Raw genomic sequence first — 22,818 nt, 5'->3', positions numbered from 1 at the left:
AGTACTGGCGACAGTACTCACGACAGTGCTCGAGAAAGATGGTCCGCGGGGGCGGGCAACACGCCGCCCCCGCCTATGACAACTCCGCAACGGAGCCGACCTATGAAAGATTTGGTTAAAGTTCTCAAGTCGCAGGCACAGTCCGAAGAGTTCGACGCGATCAGAATCACGCTCGCGTCACCGGACCTGATCCGCTCCTGGTCTTACGGTGAAGTAAAGAAGCCCGAGACTATCAACTACCGTACCTTCAAGCCGGAGCGTGATGGCCTGTTCTGCGCCAAGATCTTTGGCCCGGTGAAGGATTACGAGTGCCTGTGCGGCAAGTACAAGCGCATGAAGCACCGCGGTATTATCTGCGAGAAGTGCGGCGTCGAGGTCACCAAGGCCGCGGTTCGCCGCGAGCGTATGGGCCACATCGAACTGGCTAGCCCGGTTGCGCACATCTGGTTCCTGAAATCGCTGCCGTCGCGCATCGGCATGTTCCTGGACATGACCCTGCGTGATATCGAGCGCGTGCTCTACTTCGAAAGCTTCGTGGTCGTCGACCCGGGCATGACCACCCTCGAACGTGGTCAGCTGCTCAACGACGAGCAGTATTTCGAGGCCCTCGAGGAGTTTGGTGACGACTTCGATGCCCGCATGGGTGCCGAGGCCGTTCAGGCGCTGCTCAAGGACATCGATCTGGACGAGGAGATCAATCATCTGCGTGAGGAAATCCCGCAGACGAACTCCGAGACCAAGATCAAGAAGCTGTCCAAGCGACTCAAGCTGCTCGAGGCCTTCTCCAAGTCCGGCAACGCGCCGGCCTGGATGGTCATGGAAGTGCTGCCGGTGCTGCCGCCGGACCTGCGTCCGCTGGTACCGCTGGACGGTGGTCGTTTCGCGACCTCGGATCTCAACGATCTGTATCGTCGTGTGATCAACCGCAACAACCGCCTCAAGCGTCTGCTCGACCTCAATGCGCCGGACATCATCGTGCGCAACGAGAAGCGCATGCTGCAGGAATCCGTGGATGCTCTGCTCGACAACGGTCGTCGTGGTCGCGCCATCACCGGTTCCAACAAGCGCCCGCTGAAGTCGCTCGCCGACATGATCAAGGGCAAGCAGGGGCGTTTCCGTCAGAACCTGCTGGGCAAGCGTGTCGACTACTCGGGCCGTTCCGTGATCACCGTGGGTCCGACCCTGCGTCTGCATCAGTGCGGCCTGCCGAAGAAGATGGCGCTTGAGCTGTTCAAGCCGTTCATCTACTCCAAGCTGCAGTCCAGCGGCCAGGCGTCCACCATCAAGGCCGCCAAGAAGATGGTCGAGCGCGAGCTGCCGGAGGTGTGGGACATCCTCGCCGATGTCATCCGCGAGCACCCGGTACTGCTGAACCGTGCGCCGACCCTGCACCGCCTGGGCATCCAGGCCTTCGAGCCGCTGCTGATCGAAGGCAAGGCCATCCAGCTCCATCCGCTGGTCTGTGCCGCTTACAACGCCGACTTCGACGGTGACCAGATGGCGGTCCACGTACCGCTGACCCTGGAAGCCCAGCTCGAAGCCCGTGCGCTGATGATGGCCACCAACAACGTGCTGTCGCCGGCCAACGGTGATCCGATCATCGTGCCGTCTCAGGACGTGGTGCTGGGTCTGTATTACATGACCCGCGAGAAGATCAACGCCAAGGGCGAAGGCATGATCTTCTCTGACCTCAAGGAGGTCGAGCGGGCCTTTGGGACTCAGAGTGTCTCGATGCACGCGCGTGTCAAAGTGCGTCTGACCGAGTTCCTGCCCGAGGAAGAAGGCGGTGAGCTGGTGGAGCGGTCGACGATCTACGACACCACTGTCGGTCGTGCGATGCTGTTCAGCATCCTGCCCAAGGGATCGCCTTTCGAGCTGGTCGACCAGCCGATGAAGAAGAAGGCCATCTCCGGGCTGATCAACGAGGTCTATCGTCGTACCGGCCTCAAAGACGCCGTGGTCTTTGCCGACCAGCTGATGTACACCGGCTTCCGTCTGGCCACCTGGTCCGGCGCCTCGATCGGCGTCAACGACTTCGTCATCCCCGACTCAAAGAAGAGTATCGTCGATGGGGCCGAGGACGAGGTGAAGGAAATCGAGGACCAGTTCTCCTCCGGTCTAGTGACCGCGGGCGAGAAGTACAACAAGGTCATCGATATCTGGTCCAAGGCCAATGACAAGGTCGCCAAGGCGATGATGACCGGCATCTCCAAGGAGAGCGTGATCAACCGTGATGGTGAAGAGGTCGAACAGGACTCCTTCAACAGCGTGTTCATCATGGCTGACTCCGGTGCGCGTGGTAGTGCCGCCCAGATCCGCCAGCTGGCGGGCATGCGTGGCCTGATGGCCAAGCCGGACGGCTCGATCATCGAGACGCCGATCACCGCCAACTTCCGTGAGGGTCTGAACGTACTCCAGTACTTCATCTCCACTCACGGTGCTCGTAAGGGCTTGGCGGATACGGCCCTCAAGACGGCCAACTCGGGTTACCTGACGCGTCGCCTGGTCGACGTGGCGCAGGACCTGGTGATCACCGAGCCGGACTGCGGCACCGAGAATGGCCTGACGCTGCACCCGGTCATCGAAGGGGGCGATATCATCGTCTCCCTGGCACAGCGTGTGCTGGGCCGTGTGGTTGCGCTGGACGTGGTCGATCCGGCCACCGAGGAAGTGTTGATCCCGCGCGGCACCCTGCTCGACGAAGCCTGGTGTGCCGAGCTCGACACCATGGGTGTCGACGAGATCGTGGTGCGCTCGACCATCACCTGTGACACGCCGCACGGCGTGTGCTCGGCCTGTTACGGCCGTGACCTGGCGCGTGGCCATCAGGTCAATACCGGTGAAGCGGTCGGTGTCATCGCCGCTCAGTCGATCGGTGAGCCGGGTACCCAGCTGACCATGCGTACCTTCCACATCGGTGGTGCAGCATCGCGCGCCTCTGCTGTCGACAGTGTCCAGGTCAAGCACGGCGGCAAGGTGCGCCTGCACAACATCAAGTCGGTAGAGCGTGCCGATGGCAAGCTGGTGGTGGTATCCCGCTCCAGTGCCCTGGCCGTCGCCGACGATCACGGTCGTGAGCGCGAGTACTACAAGCTGCCCTACGGTGCCGAGCTGTCGGTCAAGGACGGCGAGCTGGTTGATGGTGGACAGACTGTCGCCAAGTGGGATCCGCACACCCATCCGATCGTTGCTGAGGTCGAAGGTAAGGCGCAGTACATCGATATGGATGAAGGGGTCTCCATCCACCGTAGCGTGGACGAGATGACCGGCCTGTCTTCTATCGAGGTGATCGAGTCCGCCGCGCGCCCGGCATCGGGTCGCGACAAGCGCCCGATGATCATGCTGGCCGACGACGCGGGTCAGCACATCTCGCTGCCGGGCTCCAACACACCGGTACAGTACCTGCTGCCCGGCAAGGCCATCGTCTCGATCGAGAACGGTGCCTCGGTGGGTGTCGGTGAAGTGGTCGCCCGTATCCCGGTCGAAGCGACGGCGAACAAGGACATCACCGGTGGTCTGCCGCGTGTGGCCGACCTGTTCGAGGCGCGTAAGCCCAAGGAATCGGCGATTCTCGCTGAAGTCAGCGGCGTGCTTAGCTTCGGCAAGGAGACCAAGGGCAAGCGTCGCTTGACGATTACTCCGGCCGATGGCGACCCGTTCGAGATGCTGATCCCGAAATGGCGCCAGATTGCGGTCTTCGAGGGTGAAACCGTCGAGAAGGGCGAGGTCATCTCCGATGGTCCCAGCAATCCGCATGACATTCTGCGTCTGTTGGGCGTCAGCGAGCTGGCCAAGTACATCACCGCAGAGGTCCAGGAGGTCTACCGCCTCCAGGGTGTGGGCATCAACGACAAGCACATCGAAGTGATCGTGCGTCAGATGCTGCGCAAGGTCGAGATCACCGATGCGGGTGATTCCGACTTCATCACCGGTGATCAGGTCGAAGTGGTGCGTGTTCTCGAGCAGAATGCGCGCCTGGAGCAGGAAGGCAAGTTCCCGGCCAAGTACCATCGCCTGCTGTTGGGTATTACCAAGGCGAGTCTCGCCACCGAGTCGTTCATCTCCGCGGCCTCCTTCCAGGAGACCACACGGGTGCTGACCGAGGCGGCGGTGACAGGCAAGCGCGATTACCTGCGCGGCCTGAAGGAAAACGTGGTGGTGGGACGTCTGATCCCGGCCGGTACGGGGCTTACCCACCATGCGGAGCGTCGCCGTCGTCGCGAAGACGCCGAGCGCGTGGTTCAGCCGTCGGCCCAGGACGTCGAGCAGGAGTTGGGCGCTCAGCTCACCGCCCTCGACTCGGATGACGACGAGATCTAAGCGGAGCCTGCTCAATACCGGCGCCTGATGGCGCCGGTATTGACGTAGATTGCTCTGAGACAGTAGAATGCGCAGCCTTTAATAGTGGGGTGGGTACGCCCGCGTTCGCTATTGTTAGGCCAAGGCAATCATTGGAGTCAGCTACAGACCATGGCAACTATTAACCAGCTCGTGCGCAAGCCGCGCAAGCGCCCCGTCGTCAAGAGTGACGTCCCGGCGCTGCAGGCCTGCCCGCAACGTCGCGGTGTTTGCACTCGCGTATACACCACTACCCCGAAGAAGCCGAACTCCGCACTGCGTAAGGTGTGTCGTGTTCGCTTGACCAACGGGTATGAGGTCGCCTCCTACATCGGTGGTGAAGGTCACAACCTGCAAGAACACTCTGTCGTGCTGATTCGCGGCGGCCGAGTGAAGGACTTGCCGGGTGTGCGCTATCACACCGTTCGCGGCGCTCTCGACACCTCCGGTGTCCAGAATCGTAGGCAGGGCCGTTCCAAGTACGGCACCAAGCGTCCGAAGTCCTAAAGACTCGCACGCTACCGCTACACCCTATTGCATCGGTCTGATAAGAGTAAGGTCGAGCGTCGTGGGAGCACCCATGCCAGTCTCGGGTTTACCTGAAGGACCCCTTAATTTGAGGGCTTATCATGCCTAGAAGAAGAGTTGTCGCGAAGCGCGAAATCCTCCCGGATCCGAAGTTCGGAAGTGAGCGCCTGGCAAAGTTCATGAACCACCTCATGATCAGCGGCAAAAAGTCTGTAGCTGAACGCATCGTCTATGGCGCGCTGGATCACGTTACCGCGCGCAACAATGATGATCCGCTGGAGATTTTCGACAAGGCGCTGGAAACCATCCAGCCCATGGTCGAGGTAAAATCTCGCCGTGTCGGTGGTGCTACTTACCAGGTGCCCGTTGAAGTCCGTCCGTCACGCCGTCAGGCTCTGGCCATGCGCTGGCTGGCCGACGCTGCTCGTAACCGTGGTGAAAAGACCATGGTGCAGCGTCTGGCCGGTGAGATGCTCGATGCCGCCGAAGGCAAGGGCGCCGCTGTGAAGAAGCGCGAAGACGTGCACCGCATGGCGGAGGCCAACAAGGCCTTCTCGCACTACCGCTTCTAAGCAGGCTTCGTCACATGAGGTGCCCATATGCCTGGGCGCCTCCAACTAACGGGGAATTCCACCGTGGCACGTAAGACACCGCTTAAGCGCTACCGTAATATCGGTATCGTTGCCCACGTCGACGCCGGGAAGACCACCACTACCGAGCGTGTCCTGTTTTACACCGGCCTGTCTCACAAGGTGGGTGAGGTTCATGATGGCGCCGCCACCATGGACTGGATGCAGCAGGAGCAGGAGCGGGGTATCACCATTACCTCCGCCGCTACCACTTGCTTCTGGCAGGGCATGAACAAGCAGTTCGATGAGCACCGTATCAACATCATCGACACCCCGGGGCACGTTGACTTCACCATCGAAGTCGAACGTTCCTTGCGTGTGCTCGATGGTGCGGTCGTCGTGCTGTGTGCAAGCTCTGGTGTGCAGCCGCAGACCGAGACCGTCTGGCGTCAGGCCAACAAGTACGAAGTCCCGCGCATGGTGTTCGTCAACAAGATGGACCGTGCCGGCGCCGATTTCTTCATGGTCCTCGACCAGCTGAAGTCGCGCCTGAACGCCAATGCGGTGCCGATCCAGATCAACTGGGGCGCCGAAGATGGCTTTAAGGGCGTCGTCGACCTGCTGCAGATGAAGGCGATCCTCTGGGACGAAGAAAACCACGGCATGAACTATGACCTGGTTGACATCCCGGCCGAGCTGCAAGAGACCGCCGAGAAGTATCGCGAGGAGATGGTCGAGTCGGCCGCCGAGGCTTCCGAAGAACTGATGGATAAGTACCTCGAAGAGGGCGATCTTTCCATCGAGGAAATCAAGGCCGGTCTGCGTCGTCGTACCCTCGACAACGAAATCGTCCTGGTGACCTGTGGCTCGGCGTTCAAGAACAAGGGTGTGCAGGCCGTACTGGATGGCGTCATCGAGTACATGCCGTCACCCACCGAGGTCAAGGCCATTGAAGGTGAGCTTGACGACAAGGACGGCACCATCGCGACCCGTGAGGCCGATGACAGTGCGCCCTTCGCCGCCCTGGCCTTCAAGATCGCTACCGACCCGTTCGTTGGTACCCTGACCTTCATCCGTGTGTATTCCGGGGTCTTGAAGTCTGGCGACAGCGTCTTCAACTCTGTCAAGAGCAAGAAAGAGCGCGTCGGCCGTATCGTGCAGATGCACTCCAACTCTCGCGAAGAGATCAAGGAAGTGCTGGCCGGCGATATCGCCGCTTGCATCGGCCTGAAGGACGTCACTACCGGTGACACCCTGTGCGACCTGACTGACAAGATCATTCTTGAGCGCATGGAGTTCCCGGATCCGGTGATCTCGGTGGCTGTTGAGCCGAAGTCCAAGGCGGACCAGGAGAAGATGGGCATCGCCCTCGGCAAGCTGGCCCAGGAGGATCCGTCCTTCCAGGTCAAGACTGACGAGGAAACCGGTCAGACCATCATCTCCGGGATGGGCGAACTGCACCTCGATATCATCGTTGACCGTATGCGTCGCGAGTTTAAGGTCGAGGCGAATATCGGTAAGCCGCAGGTTGCCTATCGCGAGACCATCCGTCACAGCGTCGAACAGGAAGGCAAGTTTGTTCGTCAGTCAGGCGGTCGCGGTCAGTTCGGTCATGTGTATCTGCGCATCGAACCGCTGACGGCAGAAGACAAGGGCGATGACGAGGAGATGCACTTCAAGTTTTCGTCTGAAATCGTCGGCGGCGTGGTTCCGAAGGAATACGTGCCTGCTGTCGAGAAAGGGGCCTATGAACAGCTGCAGAACGGTGTCATCGCGGGTTACCCGATGATCGACGTCAAGGTCACGCTGTACGATGGTTCCTATCACGACGTGGACTCCAACGAGACCGCGTTCAAGATCGCTTCATCCATGGCGATCAAAGAAGGTGCCAAGAAGGCCAAGGCCGTGCTGCTGGAGCCGATGATGAAGGTCGAAGTCGTGACCCCCGAGGAATTCATGGGTGACGTCATGGGCGATCTTAACCGTCGTCGCGGTCTGGTGCAGGGCATGGATGATACTTCCTCAGGGAAGACCATCCGCGCAATGGTGCCGCTGGCTGAGATGTTCGGTTATGCAACCGATCTGCGCTCTCAGAGCCAGGGCCGTGCAAGCTACTCCATGGAGTTTGCGAAGTACGACGAGGCTCCCTCCAGTATCGTGGAAGCCGTCATCAACCAGAACGGTTAACCGTTAGCTAACGTAAAGAGGTTATAGCAGTGGCTAAGGAAAAATTCGAACGTTCCAAACCGCATATCAACGTCGGCACCATCGGTCACGTTGACCATGGTAAGACTACCCTGACAGCGGCTCTGACACGCGTTTCTGCAGAAGTCTTCGGTGGCGACGCTCGTGCGTTCGACTCCATCGATAACGCCCCGGAAGAGCGTGAGCGTGGTATCACCATCTCTACCGCTCACGTGGAATACCAGTCCGAAGTGCGTCACTACGCGCACGTCGACTGCCCGGGTCACGCTGACTACGTCAAGAACATGATCACCGGTGCTGCCCAGATGGACGGCGCTATCCTGGTCTGCTCCGCTGCCGACGGCCCGATGCCGCAGACTCGTGAGCACATCCTGCTCTCGCGTCAGGTCGGCGTGCCGTTCATCGTCGTGTTCCTGAACAAGGCCGACATGGTCGACGACGAAGAGCTGCTCGAGCTGGTCGAAATGGAAGTGCGCGAGCTGCTCGCCGAGTACGACTTCCCGGGTGACGACACTCCGATCATCATCGGCTCTGCGCTGATGGCCCTCGAAGGCAAGGACGACAACGGCATGGGTACCACCGCCGTTGCCGACCTGATCAAGGCCATGGACGCGTACATCCCGGAGCCGGAGCGCGCTATCGATCAGCCGTTCCTGATGCCGATCGAAGACGTGTTCTCCATCTCTGGTCGCGGTACCGTTGTGACCGGTCGTGTCGAGCGTGGCGTGGTCAAGCCGGGCGAAGAAGTCGAGATCATCGGCCTCAAGGACACCGTCAAGACTACCGTTACTGGTGTCGAGATGTTCCGCAAGCTGCTCGACGAAGGTCGTGCCGGCGAGAACGTTGGCGCCCTGCTGCGTGGCACCAAGCGTGACGACGTCGAGCGTGGTCAGGTTCTGGCCAAGCCGGGCACCATCACGCCGCACACCATTTTCGAAGCCGAAATCTACGTGCTGTCCAAGGACGAGGGTGGTCGTCACACGCCGTTCTTCAAGGGCTATCGTCCGCAGTTCTACTTCCGTACCACTGACGTTACTGGTACCTGTGAGCTGCCGGAAGGCGTTGAGATGGTGATGCCGGGTGACAACGTCAAGATGACTGTCACTCTGATCTCACCGATCGCCATGGAAGAAGGCCTGCGCTTCGCCGTTCGCGAAGGCGGCCGTACCGTCGGCGCCGGTGTTGTCGCCAAGATCATTAAGTAAGCCTTAGGCTCACCCGATGATCGAAGGGGGCTCCTGCGGGAGCCCCCTTTCTGCGCATGTTGTCTCGCAGGGTTTGACTCTGCGAGACTCCATGCCTATAATGCGCATCCTTTGAATGCGTGGGTAGACGGCTCGCGCCGTCGACATCCATTGGAGTTTAGGGCAAATGCAGAACCAGAAGATTCGCATTCGGTTGAAAGCGTTCGACCATCGCCTGATCGACCAGTCCGCCGCGGAGATCGTTGAGACCGCCAAGCGTACCGGTGCTCAGGTCCACGGTCCGATCCCGCTGCCGACCAATCGTGAGCGCTACACCATCCTGGTTTCTCCGCACGTCAATAAAGACGCGCGTGACCAGTATGAGATCCGCACTCATAAGCGTGTGCTCGACATCGTCGAACCCACTGAAAAGACCGTTGATGCACTGATGAAGCTCGATCTCGCCGCCGGCGTTGACGTGCAAATCAAACTCAACTGAGACCTCACTAGACACTCACGGTCGCCGCTCAACGAGCTGCCACCGTCACGCCGAGATGGCGTCACACAATGTGCTAGTGGAATGCTCTGGAAAGGGCAGCCATAGCGGGTGATAGCCCCGTACACTATAGGAGACTGAACATGACTATCGGTTTGGTCGGTAAGAAGTCCGGGATGACCCGTGTCTTCACCGAAGATGGCGCATCCGTGCCCGTAACCGTTATCGAAGTTGAGCCTAACCGCATTACGCGCGTTAAGACCGTCGATGTTGACGGCTACAGTGCCGTGCAGGTTACCTCTGGCTCACGCAAGGCCAAGCACCTGACCAAAGCGCAAGCTGGACAGTTTGCCAAGGCAGGTACCGAGGCCGGCCGTTCGCTGATGGAGTTCCGCCTGGCTGAAGGCGACGAAGCTCCGGAAGTGGGTGGCGAGCTCACCGTATCCCTCTTTGAAGCTGGTCAGAAGATTGATGTGACCGGCACCTCCAAGGGCAAGGGTTTCCAGGGCGCCGTCAAGCGCTGGAACTTCCGTACCCAAGACAACACCCATGGTAACTCCCTGGCACACCGTGCTCCGGGTTCCATCGGCATGTGTCAAACCCCGGGTCGCGTCTTCAAAGGCAAAAAGATGGCCGGTCAGCTGGGCAATGTCCGCTGCACCGTGCAGAGCCTGGAAGTCGTGCGCGTCGACGCTGAACGCAATCTGCTGCTTATCAAGGGCGCCGTACCGGGTGCACCGGGTAGCGACGTTGTTGTTCGCAGTGCCGTGAAAGCTCGCTAAGGGGATTTGATCCAATGAATCTGAATCTTTCAGGTGCTAGCGCCGGAACAGTCGAAGTTTCCGACGCCACCTTCGGCAAAGAATTCAACGAAGCGCTGGTCCATCAGGTCGTGACTGCCTATTTGGCTGCCGGCCGTCAGGGCACCCGCGCTCAGAAGAACCGCGCTGCTGTACGTGGCGGTGGCAAGAAGCCGTGGCGCCAGAAGGGCACCGGTCGCGCTCGTGCTGGTACCATCCGTTCGCCGATCTGGCGTGCCGGTGGTGTGACCTTTGCGGCTAGTCCTCAGGACTACACCCAGAAGGTCAACCGCAAGATGTACCGGGCCGCGATCCGCTCGATTCTTTCTGAGCTGGTCCGCCAGGAGCGTCTGGTCATCGTCGAAGATATTTCCGTCGACGCACCCAAGACCAAGCAGCTGACCGCCAAGCTTAATGAGCTGGGCCTGGAAAAAGCGCTGATCGTCACCGAAGAAGTTGACGAGAACCTTTACCTGGCCGCTCGCAACATCCCGCACGTGGATGTGGTGGACGTCGCTGCCGCCGATCCGGTGAGCCTGGTCGCCTTCGACAAGGTGCTGGTCACCGTCTCCGCCCTGCGCAAATTCGAGGAGAAGCTGGCATGAACCAGGAACGCGTATTCAAGGTTCTGCTCGGTCCGCACATGACCGAGAAGGCCGCCTCCGCCGCCGAGAACAACCAGTACGTGTTCAAGGTGGCCTCTGACGCGACCAAGCCGGAAATCAAGCAGGCCGTTCAGGCGCTGTTCGGCAAGAAGGTTGATCGCGTGCAGGTCCTGAACATCAAGGGCAAGACCAAGCGCACCGCCAATGGCTTGGGCCAGCGCAAGGGTTACCGCAAGGCGTATGTAACTCTCGCCGCGGGTGAGACCCTTGAAGACTTCTCTGGCGCCGAATAAGGGCAGGAGTACGGATAATGGCAATCGTCAAGACCAAACCCACATCCGCCGGTCGTCGCCACCTGGTCAAGATCGTTTCCGACGATCTGTACAAGGGGCGGCCGCACGCGCCGCTGCTGGAAAAGCAGTCGCACTCGGGTGGGCGTAACAACAACGGTCGTATCACCACACGTCACGTGGGTGGTGGGCACCGTCAGCACTACCGTCAGGTCGATTTCAAGCGCATCAAGGATGGCATTCCGGCCATCGTCGAGCGCCTGGAATACGATCCGAACCGTAGCGCACACATCGCGCTGCTGAAGTACTTGGACGGCGAGCGTCGCTACATCATCGCACCCAAGGGTGTGAAGGCTGGCGATCGCGTCGAGTCCGGTGTCAACGCGCCGATCAAGAAGGGTAACACCCTTCCGCTGCGTAACATTCCGGTCGGTTCCACTGTGCATTGCATCGAGCTGAAGCCCGGTAAAGGCGCTCAGGTCGCACGCAGTGCCGGCACCAGTGCCCAGCTAGTGGCGCGTGAAGGCAACTACGCCACTGTGCGTCTTCGCTCCGGCGAGATGCGCAAGATCCTGGCTGAGTGCCGCGCCACCTTGGGTGAAGTGAGCAACTCTGAGCACAGCCTCCGTCAACTGGGCAAGGCCGGTGCCAAACGCTGGCGTGGCGTTCGCCCGACAGTTCGCGGTGTTGCGATGAACCCGGTGGATCACCCACATGGTGGTGGTGAAGGCCGCACCAGTGGTGGTCGTAACCCGGTTACCCCGTGGGGCGTCCCCACCAAGGGTTACAAGACTCGCAAGAACAAGCGCACCGATAAGCTGATCGTTCGTCGCCGCAAGGCCAAGTAACAGACATTAAGAGGTAACGGCTGTGCCACGTTCACTGAAGAAAGGTCCTTTCATTGACCTTCATCTGCTGAAGAAGGTTGAGACTGCAGTGGAGAAGAACGACCGCAAACCGATCAAGACCTGGTCGCGTCGTTCGATGATCCTGCCCAACATGGTCGGGCTCACCATTGCGGTCCATAACGGGCGTCAACATGTCCCGGTGCACGTCTCCGAGGAAATGGTTGGCCACAAGCTGGGCGAATTCGCTGCTACCCGCACCTATCGCGGTCATGCGGCGGACAAGAAAGCCAAACGGTAAGCCAAAGAGGATTGAGAGATGGAAGTCACAGCTAAGCTGCGTGGCGCTCGTTTATCCGCCCAGAAGGCCCGTTTGGTGGCTGACCAGGTGCGCGGTAAACCTGTCGCCGAAGCACTCGACCTGCTGACCTTCTCACCGAAGAAGGCCTCCAAGCTGGTCAAGAAAGTGCTGCAGTCCGCCATCGCGAATGCGGAAGAAAACAACGGCATGGACATCGACGAGCTGCGTGTCTCGACCATCTGTGTCGATGAGGGCATGACGCTCAAGCGTATCAAGCCGCGTGCCAAGGGCCGTGCGGATCGTATCTTGAAGCGCACCTGCCACATCACCGTTATGGTAGCCGAGAAGTAGGAGTCGACCAGATGGGTCAGAAAGTAAATCCGACAGGTATTCGGCTGGGCATCGTTAAAGACCACAACTCGGTCTGGTATGCCGAGCGCGGTGCTTATGCCGACAAGCTGAATAATGATCTCGAAGTGCGTAGCTTCCTCGAGGAGCGTCTGAAGAACGCTTCCGTTAGTCGCATTCACATCGAGCGTCCGGCTAATAATGCTCGTATCACCATTCACACTGCCCGTCCGGGCATCGTGATTGGCAAGAAGGGTGAGGACGTCGACAAGCTGCGTCGTGACGTCACCCAGATGATGGGCGTGCCGGTTCACGTCAACATCGAAGAAGTGCGCAAGCCGGAACTCGACGCCAAGCTCGTCGCCCAGAACGTCTGTGGCCAGCTCGAGCGTCGTGTCATGTTCCGTCGTGCCATGAAGCGCGCCGTACAGAACGCCATGCGCCTCGGCGCCGGCGGCATCAGGATCCAGTTGTCTGGTCGTCTTGGTGGTGCGGAAATCGCACGTACCGAATGGTACCGCGAAGGTCGTGTGCCGCTTCATACGCTGCGTGCCGACATCGATTACGCGACCTACGAAGCTCACACCACCTATGGCGTCATCGGCGTCAAGGTCTGGGTCTTCAAGGGTGAAATCCTCGGGGGCATCGAAGAGGTCCGCGCCAAGGCTAATCAGCCGCAGAGCGCGCCCTCCAAGAAGAAAGGTTCCAGGTAAGGGGAGAGCGGATCGATGTTACAACCTAAGCGTTTGAAATTCCGCAAGGTGCAGAAGGGTCGCAACCGCGGCCTGGCGCAGCGCGGAAGCAAGATTAGTTTTGGCGAATATGGCTTGAAAGCCACCGGTCGTGGACGCGTGACCGCGCGTCAGATCGAAGCTGGGCGTCGTGCCATCACTCGCCATGTTAAGCGTGGCGGCAAGATCTGGATCCGGGTTTTCCCGGACAAGCCGATCTCCAAGAAGCCCCTTGAAGTCCGTATGGGTAAGGGCAAGGGCTCTGTCGAGTACTGGGTCGCGCAGATCCAGCCCGGCCGTGTCCTCTATGAGATTGAAGGCGTTTCTGAAGAGCTGGCTCGTGAGGCCTTCGGCCTGGCCGCTCAGAAGTTTCCGGTCGCCACCACCTTTGTGAAACGGACGGTGATGTGATGAAAGCCCAGGAAATTCGCGAAAAGTCAGTAGAAGACCTGCAGGCGCAGCTCTTCGAACTCCTCCGCGAGCAGTTCAACCTGCGCATGCAGAAGGCCACTGGCCAGCTGAGCCAGACCCATCTGCTCAAGCAGGTTCGTCGGGATGTTGCCCGCGTGAAGACTGTGCTCAACGAGAAGGCAGGTGATTGAGATGTCCGAAGAACAGAAAGTCCGGACGCTCACCGGTAAAGTGGTGAGCGACAAGATGGACAAATCTATCGTCGTCATGATTGAGCGCCGCGAGCGGCATCCGATCTACGGCAAATACGTGAAGCGCTCCACCAAGCTGCACGCCCATGACGCGCAGAACCAGGCGAAGTCAGGTGACACGGTTTCCATTGAGGAATGCCGTCCCCTGTCTAAGAAGAAGTCCTGGACGCTGGTCGAAGTGGTTGAGCAGGCCAAGGGCTAAATGCCCCGCGCTCGAAACCAGTGCAGTCAGATTAGGTTTGGAGAAAACCGATGATTCAGACGCAGTCAATGCTGGATGTCGCCGACAACAGCGGGGCGCGCCGGGTGCAGTGCATCAAGGTGCTTGGCGGCTCACACCGTCGCTATGCTCGCGTAGGCGATATCATCAAAGTAACAGTTAAAGAAGCCATTCCGCGTGGCAAGGTCAAGAAAGGCCAGGTCATGAAGGCGGTCGTGGTTCGGACTCGTAGTGGCGTCCGTCGTAATGACGGTTCGCTGATCCGCTTCGATGGAAATGCGGCGGTTCTGTTGAACAACACCAACGAGCAGCCGATCGGCACCCGTATTTTTGGGCCGGTCACTCGTGAACTCCGTACCGAAAAGTTCATGAAGATCATTTCCTTGGCGCCTGAAGTGCTGTAAGGAGCGAGGCGGATATGCAAAAAATCAAACGTGACGATGAAGTGATCGTCATTGCCGGCAAGGACAAAGGTAAGCGTGGCACCATCAAGCGCGTCCTCCAGGACGATCGCTACGTGGTGGCAGGTGTGAACATGATCAAGCGTCACACCAAGCCTAATCCGATGGCAGGCAATCAAGGCGGTATCGTCGAGCGCGAAGCTCCGATTCACGCGTCCAACGTGGCCATCTTCAATCAGGAGACCGGCAAAGCGGATCGAGTCGGCTTCCAGGTGACAGAAGACGGTACCAAGGTACGTATCTACAAGTCGACGCAGACGCAGATCGACGCCTAACGTGAGTCGGGTAGCAAAATGGCGAACTTGAAAGAACGTTATCAAAACGAGGTGGCAGCTCAACTCAAAGAGCAGTTTAGCTACGCCAACGTGATGCAGGTGCCCAGGATCACTAAAGTGACCCTGAACATGGGCATCGGCGAAGCGACCAGCGACAAAAAGCTGATCGACAATGCCGTCGGCGATCTGGAGAAGCTCTCCGGTCAAAAGCCGATGGTGACCAAGGCACGCAAGTCCATCGCGGGCTTCAAGGTGCGTGAAGGTTGGCCGATCGGGATCAAGGTCACACTGCGCCGCGAGCGCATGTGGGACTTCCTGGATCGTCTGGTGAACATCGCGATCCCCCGCGTTCGTGACTTTCGTGGTCTCAACCCGAAGTCCTTCGACGGCCGTGGCAACTATTCGATGGGGGTGCGTGAGCAGATCATTTTCCCGGAGATCGAGTATGATAAGATCGACCGGATCCGTGGTCTGGATGTCACCATCACCACGTCTGCCAACACCGATGAAGAAGGCCGTGCGCTACTGCGTGCGCTGAACTTCCCGTTCAAGAAATAAGGGTGGGATCATGGCAAAGAAAAGCATGGTAGAACGCGAGCAGAAGCGTGCGAAGCTGGTCGATAAGTATGCGGCCAAGCGCGCAAAGCTCAAGGCCCTCATCAGTGACGTCAACGCTTCCGATGAAGAGCGCTTCGACGCGCAGCTCAAGCTGCAGCAGTTGCCGCGCGACTCCAGCCCGGTGCGTCAGCGTAATCGCTGCCGTATCACTGGCCGTCCGCACGGTTACTACAACAAGTTTGGCTTGGGCCGTAACAAGCTGCGTGAAGCCGCCATGCGTGGCGATGTCCCTGGACTGAAGAAGTCCAGCTGGTAACGCCACGCAGAATTATCAGGAGCGCAACGTAATGAGCATGCAAGATACGCTGGCGGATATGTTCACTCGTATCCGTAATGCGCAGATGGCCACCAAGGAGACGGTTACCATGCCGTCTTCCAAGCTGAAGGTTGAGGTGGCCCGCGTACTGAAAGAAGAAGGCTTTATCAACGACTACAGCGTCGCTGAAGGCACCAAGCCTGAACTGGCCGTTAACCTCAAGTACTTCGAGGGTAAGGCCGTCATCGAGCATATCCAGCGGGTGTCAAAGCCGTCGCTGCGCTCGTACAAAGGCAAGGCTGAGCTGCCGAAGGTAGCCGATGGCCTGGGTATCGCGATCGTTTCCACCTCGAATGGCGTGATGACAGATCGTGCGGCCCGTCATGCTGGTGTTGGTGGTGAAGTCCTCTGCACCGTATTCTAGGAGTTTGGAATGTCCCGCGTAGCCAAATATCCGGTTAAATTGCCGAGCGGCGTCGATGTAAAAATCGACGGCAATCAACTGACCGTCAAGGGCGGTCAGGGCGAACTCGCAATGACTCTTCACGACCAGGTCGTGATCGGTCAGGAGGAAGGTCAGCTGACCTTCGCTCCGAGCGAAACTGCCAAGAGCTGGGCGATGGCTGGTACCACCCGTGCACTGGTCCAGAACATGGTCACCGGTGTCACAGAGGGCTTCACCAAGTCCCTCGAGATCAATGGCGTCGGCTATCGTGCCCAGGCAAGTGGCAAGACGCTCAACCTGACACTGGGCTTCTCTCACCCGGTCGAATACGCGCTGCCGGAAGGTGTCGTGGCGGAAACGCCCAAGAACACCACTATCGTGCTGAAAAGCGCCGATAAGCAGCGTCTCGGCCAGGTCGCCGCGGAAATCCGCGCCTTCCGTCCGCCTGAACCCTACAAGGGCAAGGGTATACGGTACGGTGACGAGCAGATCCGTCGTAAAGAAGCCAAGAAGAAGTAAGGCAGGGTTATGAACGCGAAGAAAGAATCTCGTCTCCGTCGTGCCCGCCGTGCTCGCGCCAAGATGCGCGAGCTGGGCGTGTATCGCCTGAGCGTCAACCGTACCCCTCGCCACATCTACGCGCAGATTATCTCGCCGGATGGTGGCAAGGTCCTCGCCAGCGCTTCCACGCTGGACAAGGCGCTTCGTGAGGGTGCGACCGGTAACTCAGACGCCGCTGCTAAGGTTGGCGCGCTGATTGCTGAACGCGCTAAGGAAGCAGGCATCACTCAGGTTGCCTTCGATCGTGCCGGTTTCCGGTACCACGGTCGAGTCAAGGCCCTGGCCGACGCCGCTCGTGAAGGCGGCCTGGAATTCTAAAGGGTTTTACGATGGCGAAGAACGAACAGAACAGCGGCGATCTGCAAGAGAAGTTGGTGCAGGTCAACCGTGTCGCCAAGGTGGTCAAGGGTGGCCGTATCTTCGGTTTCACCGCTCTGACCGTCGTCGGCGATGGCAGTGGTCGTGTCGGTTTTGGCCGCGGCAAGGCACGTGAAGTGCCGGTCGCGATCCAAAAGGCCATGGACCAGGCGCGTCGCAATATGGTCAAGGTGAGCCTCAGCGGTCACACGCTGCAGTACCCGGTCAAGGCCCGTCACGGTGCCTCCAAGGTGTACATGCAGCCGGCCTCTGAAGGTACCGGGATCATCGCTGGCGGCGCTATGCGCTCCGTGCTCGAACTGGCTGGCGTCCATGACGTACTGGCTAAGTGCTACGGATCCACCAATCCGGTGAACGTGGTTCGCGCGACCATCAATGGTCTCGCTTCCATGCAATCTCCGGAAGACATCGCCGCCAAGCGTGGCCTGTCTGTCGAAGCGATCACGGGGTAAGACACCATGGCAGCAACGATCAAGGTTACCCAGATCCGCAGTACCATCGGCGTGTTGGGCAAGCACAAGGCCACTATCAATGGTCTTGGCCTGCGTCGCATCGGTCACACGGTCGAGCTGGAAGACACCCCTGCCGTGCGCGGCATGATCCACAAGGTAAATTACCTTGTGCGTGTAGAGGGAGAGTAATCCATGAAACTCAATAGCCTGAGCCCGGCACCGGGTTCCAAGCACGCCGAAAAGCGTGTCGGACGTGGCATTGGCTCCGGTCTGGGCAAGACCGGTGGCCGTGGTCACAAGGGCCAGAAGTCACGCACAGGCGGCTCAGTGAAGCCCGGTTTCGAAGGCGGTCAGATGCCGTTGCAGCGTCGTCTGCCGAAATTCGGTTTCACATCAGCCAAGTCTCTGGTCAGCGAAGAAGTTCGTCTGGCTGAGCTTGCCAAGGTCGACGGTGAAGTTGTCGATCTGGACACGCTGAAGCAAGCCAATGTGCTCAAGGACGCCACGCGTTATGCGAAGGTGCTCCTCTCTGGCGAACTGAACAAAGCGGTTACCGTCCGCGGTCTCAAGGTCACCAAGGGTGCCCGGGCCGCGATCGAAGCCGCTGGCGGCAAGGTAGAGGACTAAATGGCTAAGTCAGGAAATATGCCGGCGATGGGCAGCGGTCTGAGTGAACTCTGGGCGCGTCTGCGCTTTGTGCTCCTCGCCATTGTGGTGTACCGCATCGGTGCTCACATTCCCGTGCCCGGTATCAATCCTGACCAGCTTGCTGCCTTGTTTAGGGAGCAGCAGGGCACCATCCTTGGCATGTTCAACATGTTCTCGGGTGGTGCGCTTGAGCGCATGAGCATCTTCGCCCTGGGCATCATGCCCTATATCTCGGCGTCGATTATCATGCAGCTCTTGTCGGCGGTCTCGCCTCGACTGGAACAGTTGAAGAAAGAAGGTGAGGCCGGCCGCCGCAAGATCAGCCAATATACCCGCTACGGTACGGTGCTCCTGGCTTTCGTCCAAGCCGTCGGCATGTCCGTCGGCCTGGCTGGCCAAGGGATCGCCTATACCGCTGACTTCAGCTTCTACTTCACTGCCGTGGTAACGTTCGTGGCCGGTGCAGTGTTCATGATGTGGCTGGGTGAGCAGATCACCGAGAAGGGTATCGGCAACGGCATTTCGCTGCTGATCTTCGCGGGGATCGTCGCGGGGCTGCCGGGCGCAGTGGGTCAGTCGTTTGAACTGGCTCGCAACGACGGTGCCTGGAACGTGCTGCCCTTGCTGGCATTGACGGTCCTCGGCGTCGCCACGGTGGCTTTCGTGGTGTTTATCGAACGCGGCCAACGCCGCATCACGGTAAACTATCCACGCCGCCAGGTGGGCAACAAGATGTATGCGGGTCAGAGCAGCTATCTGCCGCTGAAGGTCAATATGGCGGGTGTTATCCCGGCGATCTTCGCGTCGAGCATTCTGCTGTTCCCCGCCTCGCTCGGCCAGTGGGTTAGCGCCGGTGAGGGCATGGACTGGCTTCAGACGGCATCACTGGCTCTCGGGCCGGGACAGCCGCTGTACATCTTGCTTTTCGGCGCGGCGGTGATATTCTTCTGCTTCTTTTACACAGCGCTGGTCTTCAACCCCAAGGATGTCGCTGACAACCTCAAGAAGTCAGGGGCCTTCCTGCCGGGCATTCGTCCTGGTGAGCAGACCGCTCGCTATGTCGACAAGGTCATGACACGTCTGACTCTGTTTGGTGCCCTGTACATCACTGCTGTATCCTTGATGCCCCAATTCCTGATCGTGGCGTGGAACGTTCCCTTCTTCTTTGGCGGAACGTCGTTGCTGATCGTGGTGGTTGTCATCATGGATTTCATGTCGCAGGTGCAGTCGCATTTGATGTCGAGCCAGTACGACTCGGTGATGAAGAAGTCCAACCTGAAAGGCTACGGTAGCGGCGGCATGCGCTAAGCATGCTGTACGCGTTTTGGAGAGAACGATGAAAGTTCGAGCTTCCGTTAAGAAGATGTGCCGTAACTGCAAGATTATCCGTCGCAATGGCGCTGTCCGCGTCATCTGCACGGAGCCTCGGCACAAGCAGCGCCAGGGATAAACCTGGCGGCTGTATTCAACCGGGTGCCGGCATGCCCCTTGCCCTTAGCTGGGTAAAGGGGTATGCTGTTGCGCCTTTTATAGATGATTAAACGAGCAAGCCGCTCAAATTTCGGAGAAAGCTGATGGCCCGTATTGCAGGCGTCAATATCCCGGACAACAAGCATGCGGCGATCTCGCTGACCTATATCTTCGGGATCGGCCGTACTCGCGCAGTGGATATCTGTGCAGCTGCCGGTATCGCGCCGACCGCCAAGGTGCAGGAGCTGTCTTCAGATGAAGTCGACAGCCTGCGTACTGAGGTTGGCAAGTACACCGTAGAAGGCGACCTTCGCCGTGATACGACGCTGAATATCAAGCGTCTCATGGATCTGGGTTGCTACCGTGGTCTGCGTCATCGTCGTGGTCTTCCGCTGCGTGGTCAGCGTACCAAGACCAATGCGCGTACCCGTAAGGGCCCGCGTAAGCCGATTCGCAAATAATACGCATGTTCTGGCGTTAAGACAGGAAGAAACATCAACATGGCTAACCCGCGTAGTAATCGCAAAAAGGTTAAAAAGCAGGTAGTGGATGCCGTTGCGCATATCCACGCCTCTTTTAACAACACTATCGTGACGATCACAGACCGCCAGGGCAACGCTCTGTCATGGGCGACAGCCGGTGGTTCGGGTTTTCGTGGTTCTCGCAAGAGCACCCCGTTCGCTGCTCAAGTGGCAAGTGAACGTGCAGCAACTGCTGCAGCCGAGTATGGTGTGAAAAACGTAGACGTGCTGGTCAAAGGTCCTGGACCTGGTCGTGAGTCCGCCGTGCGTGCTCTCAATGCCGCCGGTTTCCGCGTGCAAAGCATCACCGACGCGACGCCCGTTCCCCACAACGGCTGCCGTCCGCCGAAGAAACGCCGCGTTTAAGGAGACAGACTCATGGCTCGTTATATTGGACCGAAGTGTAAACTGTCTCGTCGTGAAGGCACCGATCTCTTCCTGAAGAGTGGTGTGACTCCCTTCGAGAAAAAGTGTAAATCCGAGCAGATTCCGGGTGTACACGGCCAGCGCCGTCAGCGTCTTTCCGACTACGGCTTGCAGCTTCGCGAGAAGCAGAAAGTACGTCGCATGTACGGCGTACTCGAGAAGCAGTTCCGCAACTACTACAAGGAAGCGGCCCGTGTTAAGGGCGCGACCGGCGAAGTGTTGCTGCAGCTTCTCGAAACCCGACTGGACAACGTCGTCTACCGCATGGGCTTCGGCTCGACTCGCTCTGAAGCGCGTCAGCTGGTCAGTCACAAGGCCCTCACCGTGAACGGCCGTACCGTCAACGTGGCTTCCTACAAGGTCAAGCCGGGTGACGTGGTCAGCGTTCGCGAGAAGGCCAAGAACCAGGCGCGCATCCAGAGTGCGCTGTCCATCGCCGCCAACCGCGGTGATGTGTCCTGGGTCGACGTCGACTCCAAGAAGATGGAAGGCACTTTCAAGGCTCTGCCTGAACGCGGCGACTTGTCTGCCGACATCAACGAAAACCTGATCGTCGAGCTGTACTCGAAGTAATCCGCTTAGCGGCGCCGGACCATCAAGGTGGTCCGGTCGAGTACCGAGTATCCGTTTGGCAGCCTGAAAGGTGTTCATATGCAGCGTTCAGTGACAGAGTTTCTCCGTCCTCGCGATATCAAGGTCGAAGAGATCAGCGCGCACCACGCGAAGATCGTGCTCGAGCCGTTCGAGCGCGGTTTCGGTCACACCCTAGGAAACGCTCTGCGTCGCATCCTGTTGTCCTCCATGCCCGGCTGTGCCGTCGTGGAAGTCGAGATTGCAGGAGTCGACCATGAGTACAGTGCGATCGAAGGGGTTCAAGAAGACGTCATCGAGATGCTTCTTAACCTCAAAGACGTGGCGATCAAGATGCATAGCCGCGACGAAGCAATGCTCACGCTGAACAAGCAGGGCCCTAGCGTCGTCACGGCCGGTGATATTTCCGCCGACCATGATGTCGAGATCGTCAATCCCGACCACGTGATTGCTCACGTGAACGAGGGCGCCGAGCTGAAGATGCAGCTCAAGGTGGCTCGCGGTCGTGGTTACGAGCCGGCGGATACCCGCATTGGCGCCGAGGACGAGTCCCGCGCCATCGGTCGCCTGCAGCTGGATGCAACCTTCAGCCCTGTGCGTCGTGTTTCCTACTCCGTGGATGCCGCGCGTGTCGAGCAGCGTACTGACCTCGACAAGCTGATCATCGACCTGGAAACCGACGGCACCCTGGATCCGGAAGAGGCGATCCGTCGCAGCGCGACCATCCTGCAAGAGCAGCTGGCCGCGTTCGTCGACCTGGAAGCCGACAAGGAGCAGGAAGTGGTAGAGGAAGAGGATCAGATCGATCCCATCCTGCTGCGCCCCGTAGACGATCTCGAGTTGACCGTACGCAGTGCCAACTGCCTCAAGGCCGAGAATATTTATTACATCGGCGATCTGATTCAGCGCACCGAAGTGGAGCTGTTGAAGACCCCGAATCTCGGCAAGAAGTCCTTGAACGAAATCAAGGATGTGTTGGCCACCCGCGGTCTGTCCCTTGGCATGCGGCTGGAAAACTGGCCGCCGGCAAGCCTGAAGGACGACAAGGCCTCCGCGTGAGCGTCGCCTCGAGTCCCAGTTTGGTAAGGAATTACAACCATGCGTCATCGTAAGAGTGGTCGCCAATTAAATCGCAACAGCTCGCACCGTCAGGCCATGTTCAAGAATATGTGCGTGTCCCTGGTCGAGCATGAAGTGATCAAGACAACCCTGCCCAAGGCCAAGGAGCTGCGTCGTCATGTCGAGCCGCTGATCACCTTGTCCAAGCAGGACAGTGTCGCCAACCGTCGTCTGGCCTTCAGCCGCACCCGCTCCAAAGAAGCGGTCGGCAAGCTCTTCAGTGAGCTGGGTCCGCGTTACGTCGAGCGTCCGGGCGGTTACGTCCGTATCCTCAAGTGCGGTTACCGCACCGGCGATAACGCCCCCATGGCCTACGTCGAACTGGTCGATCGTCCGGTCGTCGAGGAAGCCGCTGAGGATTGATCCTCTAGCAGCCTCGCTCCGGTCATCTGACACAGAAAACCGACTCTCCGGAGTCGGTTTTTTTATGCCGGTGCGGTGCCCCTGGATGTCTTTCATCTGGCGGACGCCTGTC

The 22,818-nt window shown here is 59.1% G+C and carries 33 protein-coding genes; all 33 read left to right on the top strand.

Features of this window, described 5'->3' with window-relative positions; genetic code table 11:
* The first annotated feature begins 102 nt into the window (after positions 1-102).
* The 33 genes from rpoC (at position 103) to rplQ (ending at position 22,706) form a co-directional block, all read left to right on the top strand.
* Positions 103-4,320, top strand: a complete 4,218-nt coding sequence (gene rpoC, locus ETC27_RS15845) for a DNA-directed RNA polymerase subunit beta' (RefSeq protein WP_136255940.1) — start codon at positions 103-105, stop codon at positions 4,318-4,320.
* A gap of 150 nt (positions 4,321-4,470) precedes the next feature.
* Positions 4,471-4,845, top strand: a complete 375-nt coding sequence (gene rpsL / locus ETC27_RS15840) for a 30S ribosomal protein S12 (protein WP_136255939.1) — start codon at positions 4,471-4,473, stop codon at positions 4,843-4,845.
* Between the two features lie 122 nt (positions 4,846-4,967).
* Entirely contained in the window at positions 4,968-5,438 is a 471-nt protein-coding gene (gene rpsG / locus ETC27_RS15835; protein ID WP_136255938.1) for a 30S ribosomal protein S7, read from the top strand.
* A gap of 63 nt (positions 5,439-5,501) precedes the next feature.
* Entirely contained in the window at positions 5,502-7,622 is a 2,121-nt protein-coding gene (gene fusA, locus ETC27_RS15830; protein WP_136255937.1) for an elongation factor G, read from the top strand.
* A 29-nt stretch (positions 7,623-7,651) separates the two neighbouring features.
* Positions 7,652-8,845 (top strand): elongation factor Tu, encoded by a 1,194-nt coding sequence (tuf, locus tag ETC27_RS15825; RefSeq protein ID WP_136255936.1) that lies wholly within the window; start codon positions 7,652-7,654, stop codon positions 8,843-8,845.
* A 166-nt stretch (positions 8,846-9,011) separates the two neighbouring features.
* Positions 9,012-9,323: a 30S ribosomal protein S10 gene (gene rpsJ / locus ETC27_RS15820; protein ID WP_136255935.1), complete on the top strand. Its 312-nt coding sequence runs from the start codon at positions 9,012-9,014 to the stop codon at positions 9,321-9,323.
* A gap of 140 nt (positions 9,324-9,463) precedes the next feature.
* A complete protein-coding gene (gene rplC / locus ETC27_RS15815; RefSeq protein ID WP_136255934.1) occupies positions 9,464-10,102 on the top strand; it encodes a 50S ribosomal protein L3 in 639 nt (212 codons plus the stop codon).
* A gap of 14 nt (positions 10,103-10,116) precedes the next feature.
* Positions 10,117-10,725, top strand: coding sequence for a 50S ribosomal protein L4 (rplD, locus tag ETC27_RS15810; RefSeq protein ID WP_136255933.1), 609 nt, complete (start codon positions 10,117-10,119; stop codon positions 10,723-10,725).
* The gene (gene rplW, locus ETC27_RS15805; protein WP_092527236.1) at positions 10,722-11,018 is read left to right on the top strand and encodes a 50S ribosomal protein L23; all 297 of its coding nucleotides are present in this window, start codon (positions 10,722-10,724) and stop codon (positions 11,016-11,018) included. The genes rplD and rplW overlap by 4 nt, the downstream gene beginning before the upstream one ends.
* 17 nt (positions 11,019-11,035) lie before the next feature.
* Positions 11,036-11,863 (top strand): 50S ribosomal protein L2, encoded by an 828-nt coding sequence (rplB, locus tag ETC27_RS15800; protein WP_136255932.1) that lies wholly within the window; start codon positions 11,036-11,038, stop codon positions 11,861-11,863.
* A gap of 22 nt (positions 11,864-11,885) precedes the next feature.
* Complete coding sequence (gene rpsS / locus ETC27_RS15795) at positions 11,886-12,161, top strand: 30S ribosomal protein S19 (RefSeq protein WP_072824351.1); 276 nt, start codon at positions 11,886-11,888, stop codon at positions 12,159-12,161.
* Between the two features lie 18 nt (positions 12,162-12,179).
* On the top strand, positions 12,180-12,512 hold the full coding sequence (gene rplV, locus ETC27_RS15790) for a 50S ribosomal protein L22 (RefSeq protein ID WP_136255931.1): 333 nt from the start codon (positions 12,180-12,182) through the stop codon (positions 12,510-12,512).
* Between the two features lie 11 nt (positions 12,513-12,523).
* Positions 12,524-13,222: a 30S ribosomal protein S3 gene (gene rpsC / locus ETC27_RS15785; protein WP_136255930.1), complete on the top strand. Its 699-nt coding sequence runs from the start codon at positions 12,524-12,526 to the stop codon at positions 13,220-13,222.
* Between the two features lie 15 nt (positions 13,223-13,237).
* Positions 13,238-13,651, top strand: coding sequence for a 50S ribosomal protein L16 (rplP, locus tag ETC27_RS15780; RefSeq protein WP_136255929.1), 414 nt, complete (start codon positions 13,238-13,240; stop codon positions 13,649-13,651).
* A complete protein-coding gene (gene rpmC, locus ETC27_RS15775) occupies positions 13,651-13,842 on the top strand; it encodes a 50S ribosomal protein L29 (RefSeq protein ID WP_136255928.1) in 192 nt (63 codons plus the stop codon). The genes rplP and rpmC overlap by 1 nt, the downstream gene beginning before the upstream one ends.
* Position 13,843: 1 nt before the next feature.
* Positions 13,844-14,104: a 30S ribosomal protein S17 gene (rpsQ, locus tag ETC27_RS15770; RefSeq protein WP_136255927.1), complete on the top strand. Its 261-nt coding sequence runs from the start codon at positions 13,844-13,846 to the stop codon at positions 14,102-14,104.
* A 50-nt stretch (positions 14,105-14,154) separates the two neighbouring features.
* On the top strand, positions 14,155-14,526 hold the full coding sequence (gene rplN, locus ETC27_RS15765; RefSeq protein ID WP_092527211.1) for a 50S ribosomal protein L14: 372 nt from the start codon (positions 14,155-14,157) through the stop codon (positions 14,524-14,526).
* Between the two features lie 14 nt (positions 14,527-14,540).
* A complete protein-coding gene (gene rplX / locus ETC27_RS15760; RefSeq protein ID WP_136255926.1) occupies positions 14,541-14,858 on the top strand; it encodes a 50S ribosomal protein L24 in 318 nt (105 codons plus the stop codon).
* 18 nt (positions 14,859-14,876) lie between these two features.
* Positions 14,877-15,416 carry a 50S ribosomal protein L5 gene (rplE, locus tag ETC27_RS15755; protein WP_136255925.1) on the top strand — a complete coding sequence of 180 codons (540 nt, stop codon included), beginning with the start codon at positions 14,877-14,879 and terminating at the stop codon, positions 15,414-15,416.
* A gap of 10 nt (positions 15,417-15,426) precedes the next feature.
* The gene (gene rpsN, locus ETC27_RS15750; RefSeq protein ID WP_136255924.1) at positions 15,427-15,732 is read left to right on the top strand and encodes a 30S ribosomal protein S14; all 306 of its coding nucleotides are present in this window, start codon (positions 15,427-15,429) and stop codon (positions 15,730-15,732) included.
* A gap of 31 nt (positions 15,733-15,763) precedes the next feature.
* Positions 15,764-16,156 carry a 30S ribosomal protein S8 gene (rpsH, locus tag ETC27_RS15745; protein WP_136255923.1) on the top strand — a complete coding sequence of 131 codons (393 nt, stop codon included), beginning with the start codon at positions 15,764-15,766 and terminating at the stop codon, positions 16,154-16,156.
* Positions 16,157-16,165: 9 nt separating this feature from the next.
* Positions 16,166-16,696 (top strand): 50S ribosomal protein L6, encoded by a 531-nt coding sequence (gene rplF, locus ETC27_RS15740; RefSeq protein WP_136255922.1) that lies wholly within the window; start codon positions 16,166-16,168, stop codon positions 16,694-16,696.
* Between the two features lie 9 nt (positions 16,697-16,705).
* Positions 16,706-17,056, top strand: coding sequence for a 50S ribosomal protein L18 (gene rplR, locus ETC27_RS15735; protein WP_136255921.1), 351 nt, complete (start codon positions 16,706-16,708; stop codon positions 17,054-17,056).
* A gap of 11 nt (positions 17,057-17,067) precedes the next feature.
* Positions 17,068-17,568 carry a 30S ribosomal protein S5 gene (gene rpsE, locus ETC27_RS15730; RefSeq protein ID WP_136255920.1) on the top strand — a complete coding sequence of 167 codons (501 nt, stop codon included), beginning with the start codon at positions 17,068-17,070 and terminating at the stop codon, positions 17,566-17,568.
* Between the two features lie 6 nt (positions 17,569-17,574).
* A complete protein-coding gene (rpmD, locus tag ETC27_RS15725; protein WP_092527186.1) occupies positions 17,575-17,757 on the top strand; it encodes a 50S ribosomal protein L30 in 183 nt (60 codons plus the stop codon).
* 3 nt (positions 17,758-17,760) lie between these two features.
* Complete coding sequence (rplO, locus tag ETC27_RS15720; RefSeq protein WP_136255919.1) at positions 17,761-18,195, top strand: 50S ribosomal protein L15; 435 nt, start codon at positions 17,761-17,763, stop codon at positions 18,193-18,195.
* Positions 18,196-19,524 carry a preprotein translocase subunit SecY gene (gene secY, locus ETC27_RS15715; RefSeq protein ID WP_136255918.1) on the top strand — a complete coding sequence of 443 codons (1,329 nt, stop codon included), beginning with the start codon at positions 18,196-18,198 and terminating at the stop codon, positions 19,522-19,524. It begins immediately after the preceding gene.
* 28 nt (positions 19,525-19,552) lie between these two features.
* Entirely contained in the window at positions 19,553-19,666 is a 114-nt protein-coding gene (gene rpmJ / locus ETC27_RS15710; RefSeq protein ID WP_031384759.1) for a 50S ribosomal protein L36, read from the top strand.
* Positions 19,667-19,790: 124 nt separating this feature from the next.
* A complete protein-coding gene (gene rpsM, locus ETC27_RS15705) occupies positions 19,791-20,147 on the top strand; it encodes a 30S ribosomal protein S13 (protein ID WP_092527180.1) in 357 nt (118 codons plus the stop codon).
* Positions 20,148-20,186: 39 nt separating this feature from the next.
* Positions 20,187-20,573 (top strand): 30S ribosomal protein S11, encoded by a 387-nt coding sequence (gene rpsK, locus ETC27_RS15700; RefSeq protein ID WP_011505752.1) that lies wholly within the window; start codon positions 20,187-20,189, stop codon positions 20,571-20,573.
* A gap of 12 nt (positions 20,574-20,585) precedes the next feature.
* Entirely contained in the window at positions 20,586-21,206 is a 621-nt protein-coding gene (gene rpsD, locus ETC27_RS15695; protein ID WP_136255917.1) for a 30S ribosomal protein S4, read from the top strand.
* 78 nt (positions 21,207-21,284) lie between these two features.
* Positions 21,285-22,283: a DNA-directed RNA polymerase subunit alpha gene (locus tag ETC27_RS15690; RefSeq protein ID WP_136255916.1), complete on the top strand. Its 999-nt coding sequence runs from the start codon at positions 21,285-21,287 to the stop codon at positions 22,281-22,283.
* 39 nt (positions 22,284-22,322) lie between these two features.
* Positions 22,323-22,706: a 50S ribosomal protein L17 gene (gene rplQ / locus ETC27_RS15685; protein ID WP_136255915.1), complete on the top strand. Its 384-nt coding sequence runs from the start codon at positions 22,323-22,325 to the stop codon at positions 22,704-22,706.
* Positions 22,707-22,818: the final 112 nt, after the last annotated feature.

It is taken from the genome of Onishia niordana (assembly GCF_004798965.1).
Lineage (GTDB): Bacteria > Pseudomonadota > Gammaproteobacteria > Pseudomonadales > Halomonadaceae > Onishia > Onishia niordana.
This window is presented reverse-complemented; position numbering and strand designations above follow the sequence as displayed.

Bases quoted from the DNA above. Each gene is read 5' to 3' on its own strand.
- rpoC (WP_136255940.1), top strand. From the start codon at position 103: ATGAAAGATTTGGTTAAAGTTCTCAAGTCGCAGGCACAGTCCGAAGAG.
- rpsL (WP_136255939.1), top strand. From the start codon at position 4,471: ATGGCAACTATTAACCAGCTCGTGCGCAAGCCGCGCAAGCGCCCCGTC.
- rpsG (WP_136255938.1), top strand. From the start codon at position 4,968: ATGCCTAGAAGAAGAGTTGTCGCGAAGCGCGAAATCCTCCCGGATCCG.
- rpsJ (WP_136255935.1), top strand. From the start codon at position 9,012: ATGCAGAACCAGAAGATTCGCATTCGGTTGAAAGCGTTCGACCATCGC.
- rplC (WP_136255934.1), top strand. From the start codon at position 9,464: ATGACTATCGGTTTGGTCGGTAAGAAGTCCGGGATGACCCGTGTCTTC.
- rplD (WP_136255933.1), top strand. From the start codon at position 10,117: ATGAATCTGAATCTTTCAGGTGCTAGCGCCGGAACAGTCGAAGTTTCC.
- rplW (WP_092527236.1), top strand. From the start codon at position 10,722: ATGAACCAGGAACGCGTATTCAAGGTTCTGCTCGGTCCGCACATGACC.
- rplB (WP_136255932.1), top strand. From the start codon at position 11,036: ATGGCAATCGTCAAGACCAAACCCACATCCGCCGGTCGTCGCCACCTG.
- rplV (WP_136255931.1), top strand. From the start codon at position 12,180: ATGGAAGTCACAGCTAAGCTGCGTGGCGCTCGTTTATCCGCCCAGAAG.
- rpsC (WP_136255930.1), top strand. From the start codon at position 12,524: ATGGGTCAGAAAGTAAATCCGACAGGTATTCGGCTGGGCATCGTTAAA.
- rplP (WP_136255929.1), top strand. From the start codon at position 13,238: ATGTTACAACCTAAGCGTTTGAAATTCCGCAAGGTGCAGAAGGGTCGC.
- rpmC (WP_136255928.1), top strand. From the start codon at position 13,651: ATGAAAGCCCAGGAAATTCGCGAAAAGTCAGTAGAAGACCTGCAGGCG.
- rpsQ (WP_136255927.1), top strand. From the start codon at position 13,844: ATGTCCGAAGAACAGAAAGTCCGGACGCTCACCGGTAAAGTGGTGAGC.
- rplN (WP_092527211.1), top strand. From the start codon at position 14,155: ATGATTCAGACGCAGTCAATGCTGGATGTCGCCGACAACAGCGGGGCG.
- rplX (WP_136255926.1), top strand. From the start codon at position 14,541: ATGCAAAAAATCAAACGTGACGATGAAGTGATCGTCATTGCCGGCAAG.
- rplE (WP_136255925.1), top strand. From the start codon at position 14,877: ATGGCGAACTTGAAAGAACGTTATCAAAACGAGGTGGCAGCTCAACTC.
- rpsN (WP_136255924.1), top strand. From the start codon at position 15,427: ATGGCAAAGAAAAGCATGGTAGAACGCGAGCAGAAGCGTGCGAAGCTG.
- rpsH (WP_136255923.1), top strand. From the start codon at position 15,764: ATGAGCATGCAAGATACGCTGGCGGATATGTTCACTCGTATCCGTAAT.
- rplF (WP_136255922.1), top strand. From the start codon at position 16,166: ATGTCCCGCGTAGCCAAATATCCGGTTAAATTGCCGAGCGGCGTCGAT.
- rplR (WP_136255921.1), top strand. From the start codon at position 16,706: ATGAACGCGAAGAAAGAATCTCGTCTCCGTCGTGCCCGCCGTGCTCGC.
- rpsE (WP_136255920.1), top strand. From the start codon at position 17,068: ATGGCGAAGAACGAACAGAACAGCGGCGATCTGCAAGAGAAGTTGGTG.
- rpmD (WP_092527186.1), top strand. From the start codon at position 17,575: ATGGCAGCAACGATCAAGGTTACCCAGATCCGCAGTACCATCGGCGTG.
- rplO (WP_136255919.1), top strand. From the start codon at position 17,761: ATGAAACTCAATAGCCTGAGCCCGGCACCGGGTTCCAAGCACGCCGAA.
- secY (WP_136255918.1), top strand. From the start codon at position 18,196: ATGGCTAAGTCAGGAAATATGCCGGCGATGGGCAGCGGTCTGAGTGAA.
- rpmJ (WP_031384759.1), top strand. From the start codon at position 19,553: ATGAAAGTTCGAGCTTCCGTTAAGAAGATGTGCCGTAACTGCAAGATT.
- rpsM (WP_092527180.1), top strand. From the start codon at position 19,791: ATGGCCCGTATTGCAGGCGTCAATATCCCGGACAACAAGCATGCGGCG.
- rpsK (WP_011505752.1), top strand. From the start codon at position 20,187: ATGGCTAACCCGCGTAGTAATCGCAAAAAGGTTAAAAAGCAGGTAGTG.
- rpsD (WP_136255917.1), top strand. From the start codon at position 20,586: ATGGCTCGTTATATTGGACCGAAGTGTAAACTGTCTCGTCGTGAAGGC.
- ETC27_RS15690 (WP_136255916.1), top strand. From the start codon at position 21,285: ATGCAGCGTTCAGTGACAGAGTTTCTCCGTCCTCGCGATATCAAGGTC.
- rplQ (WP_136255915.1), top strand. From the start codon at position 22,323: ATGCGTCATCGTAAGAGTGGTCGCCAATTAAATCGCAACAGCTCGCAC.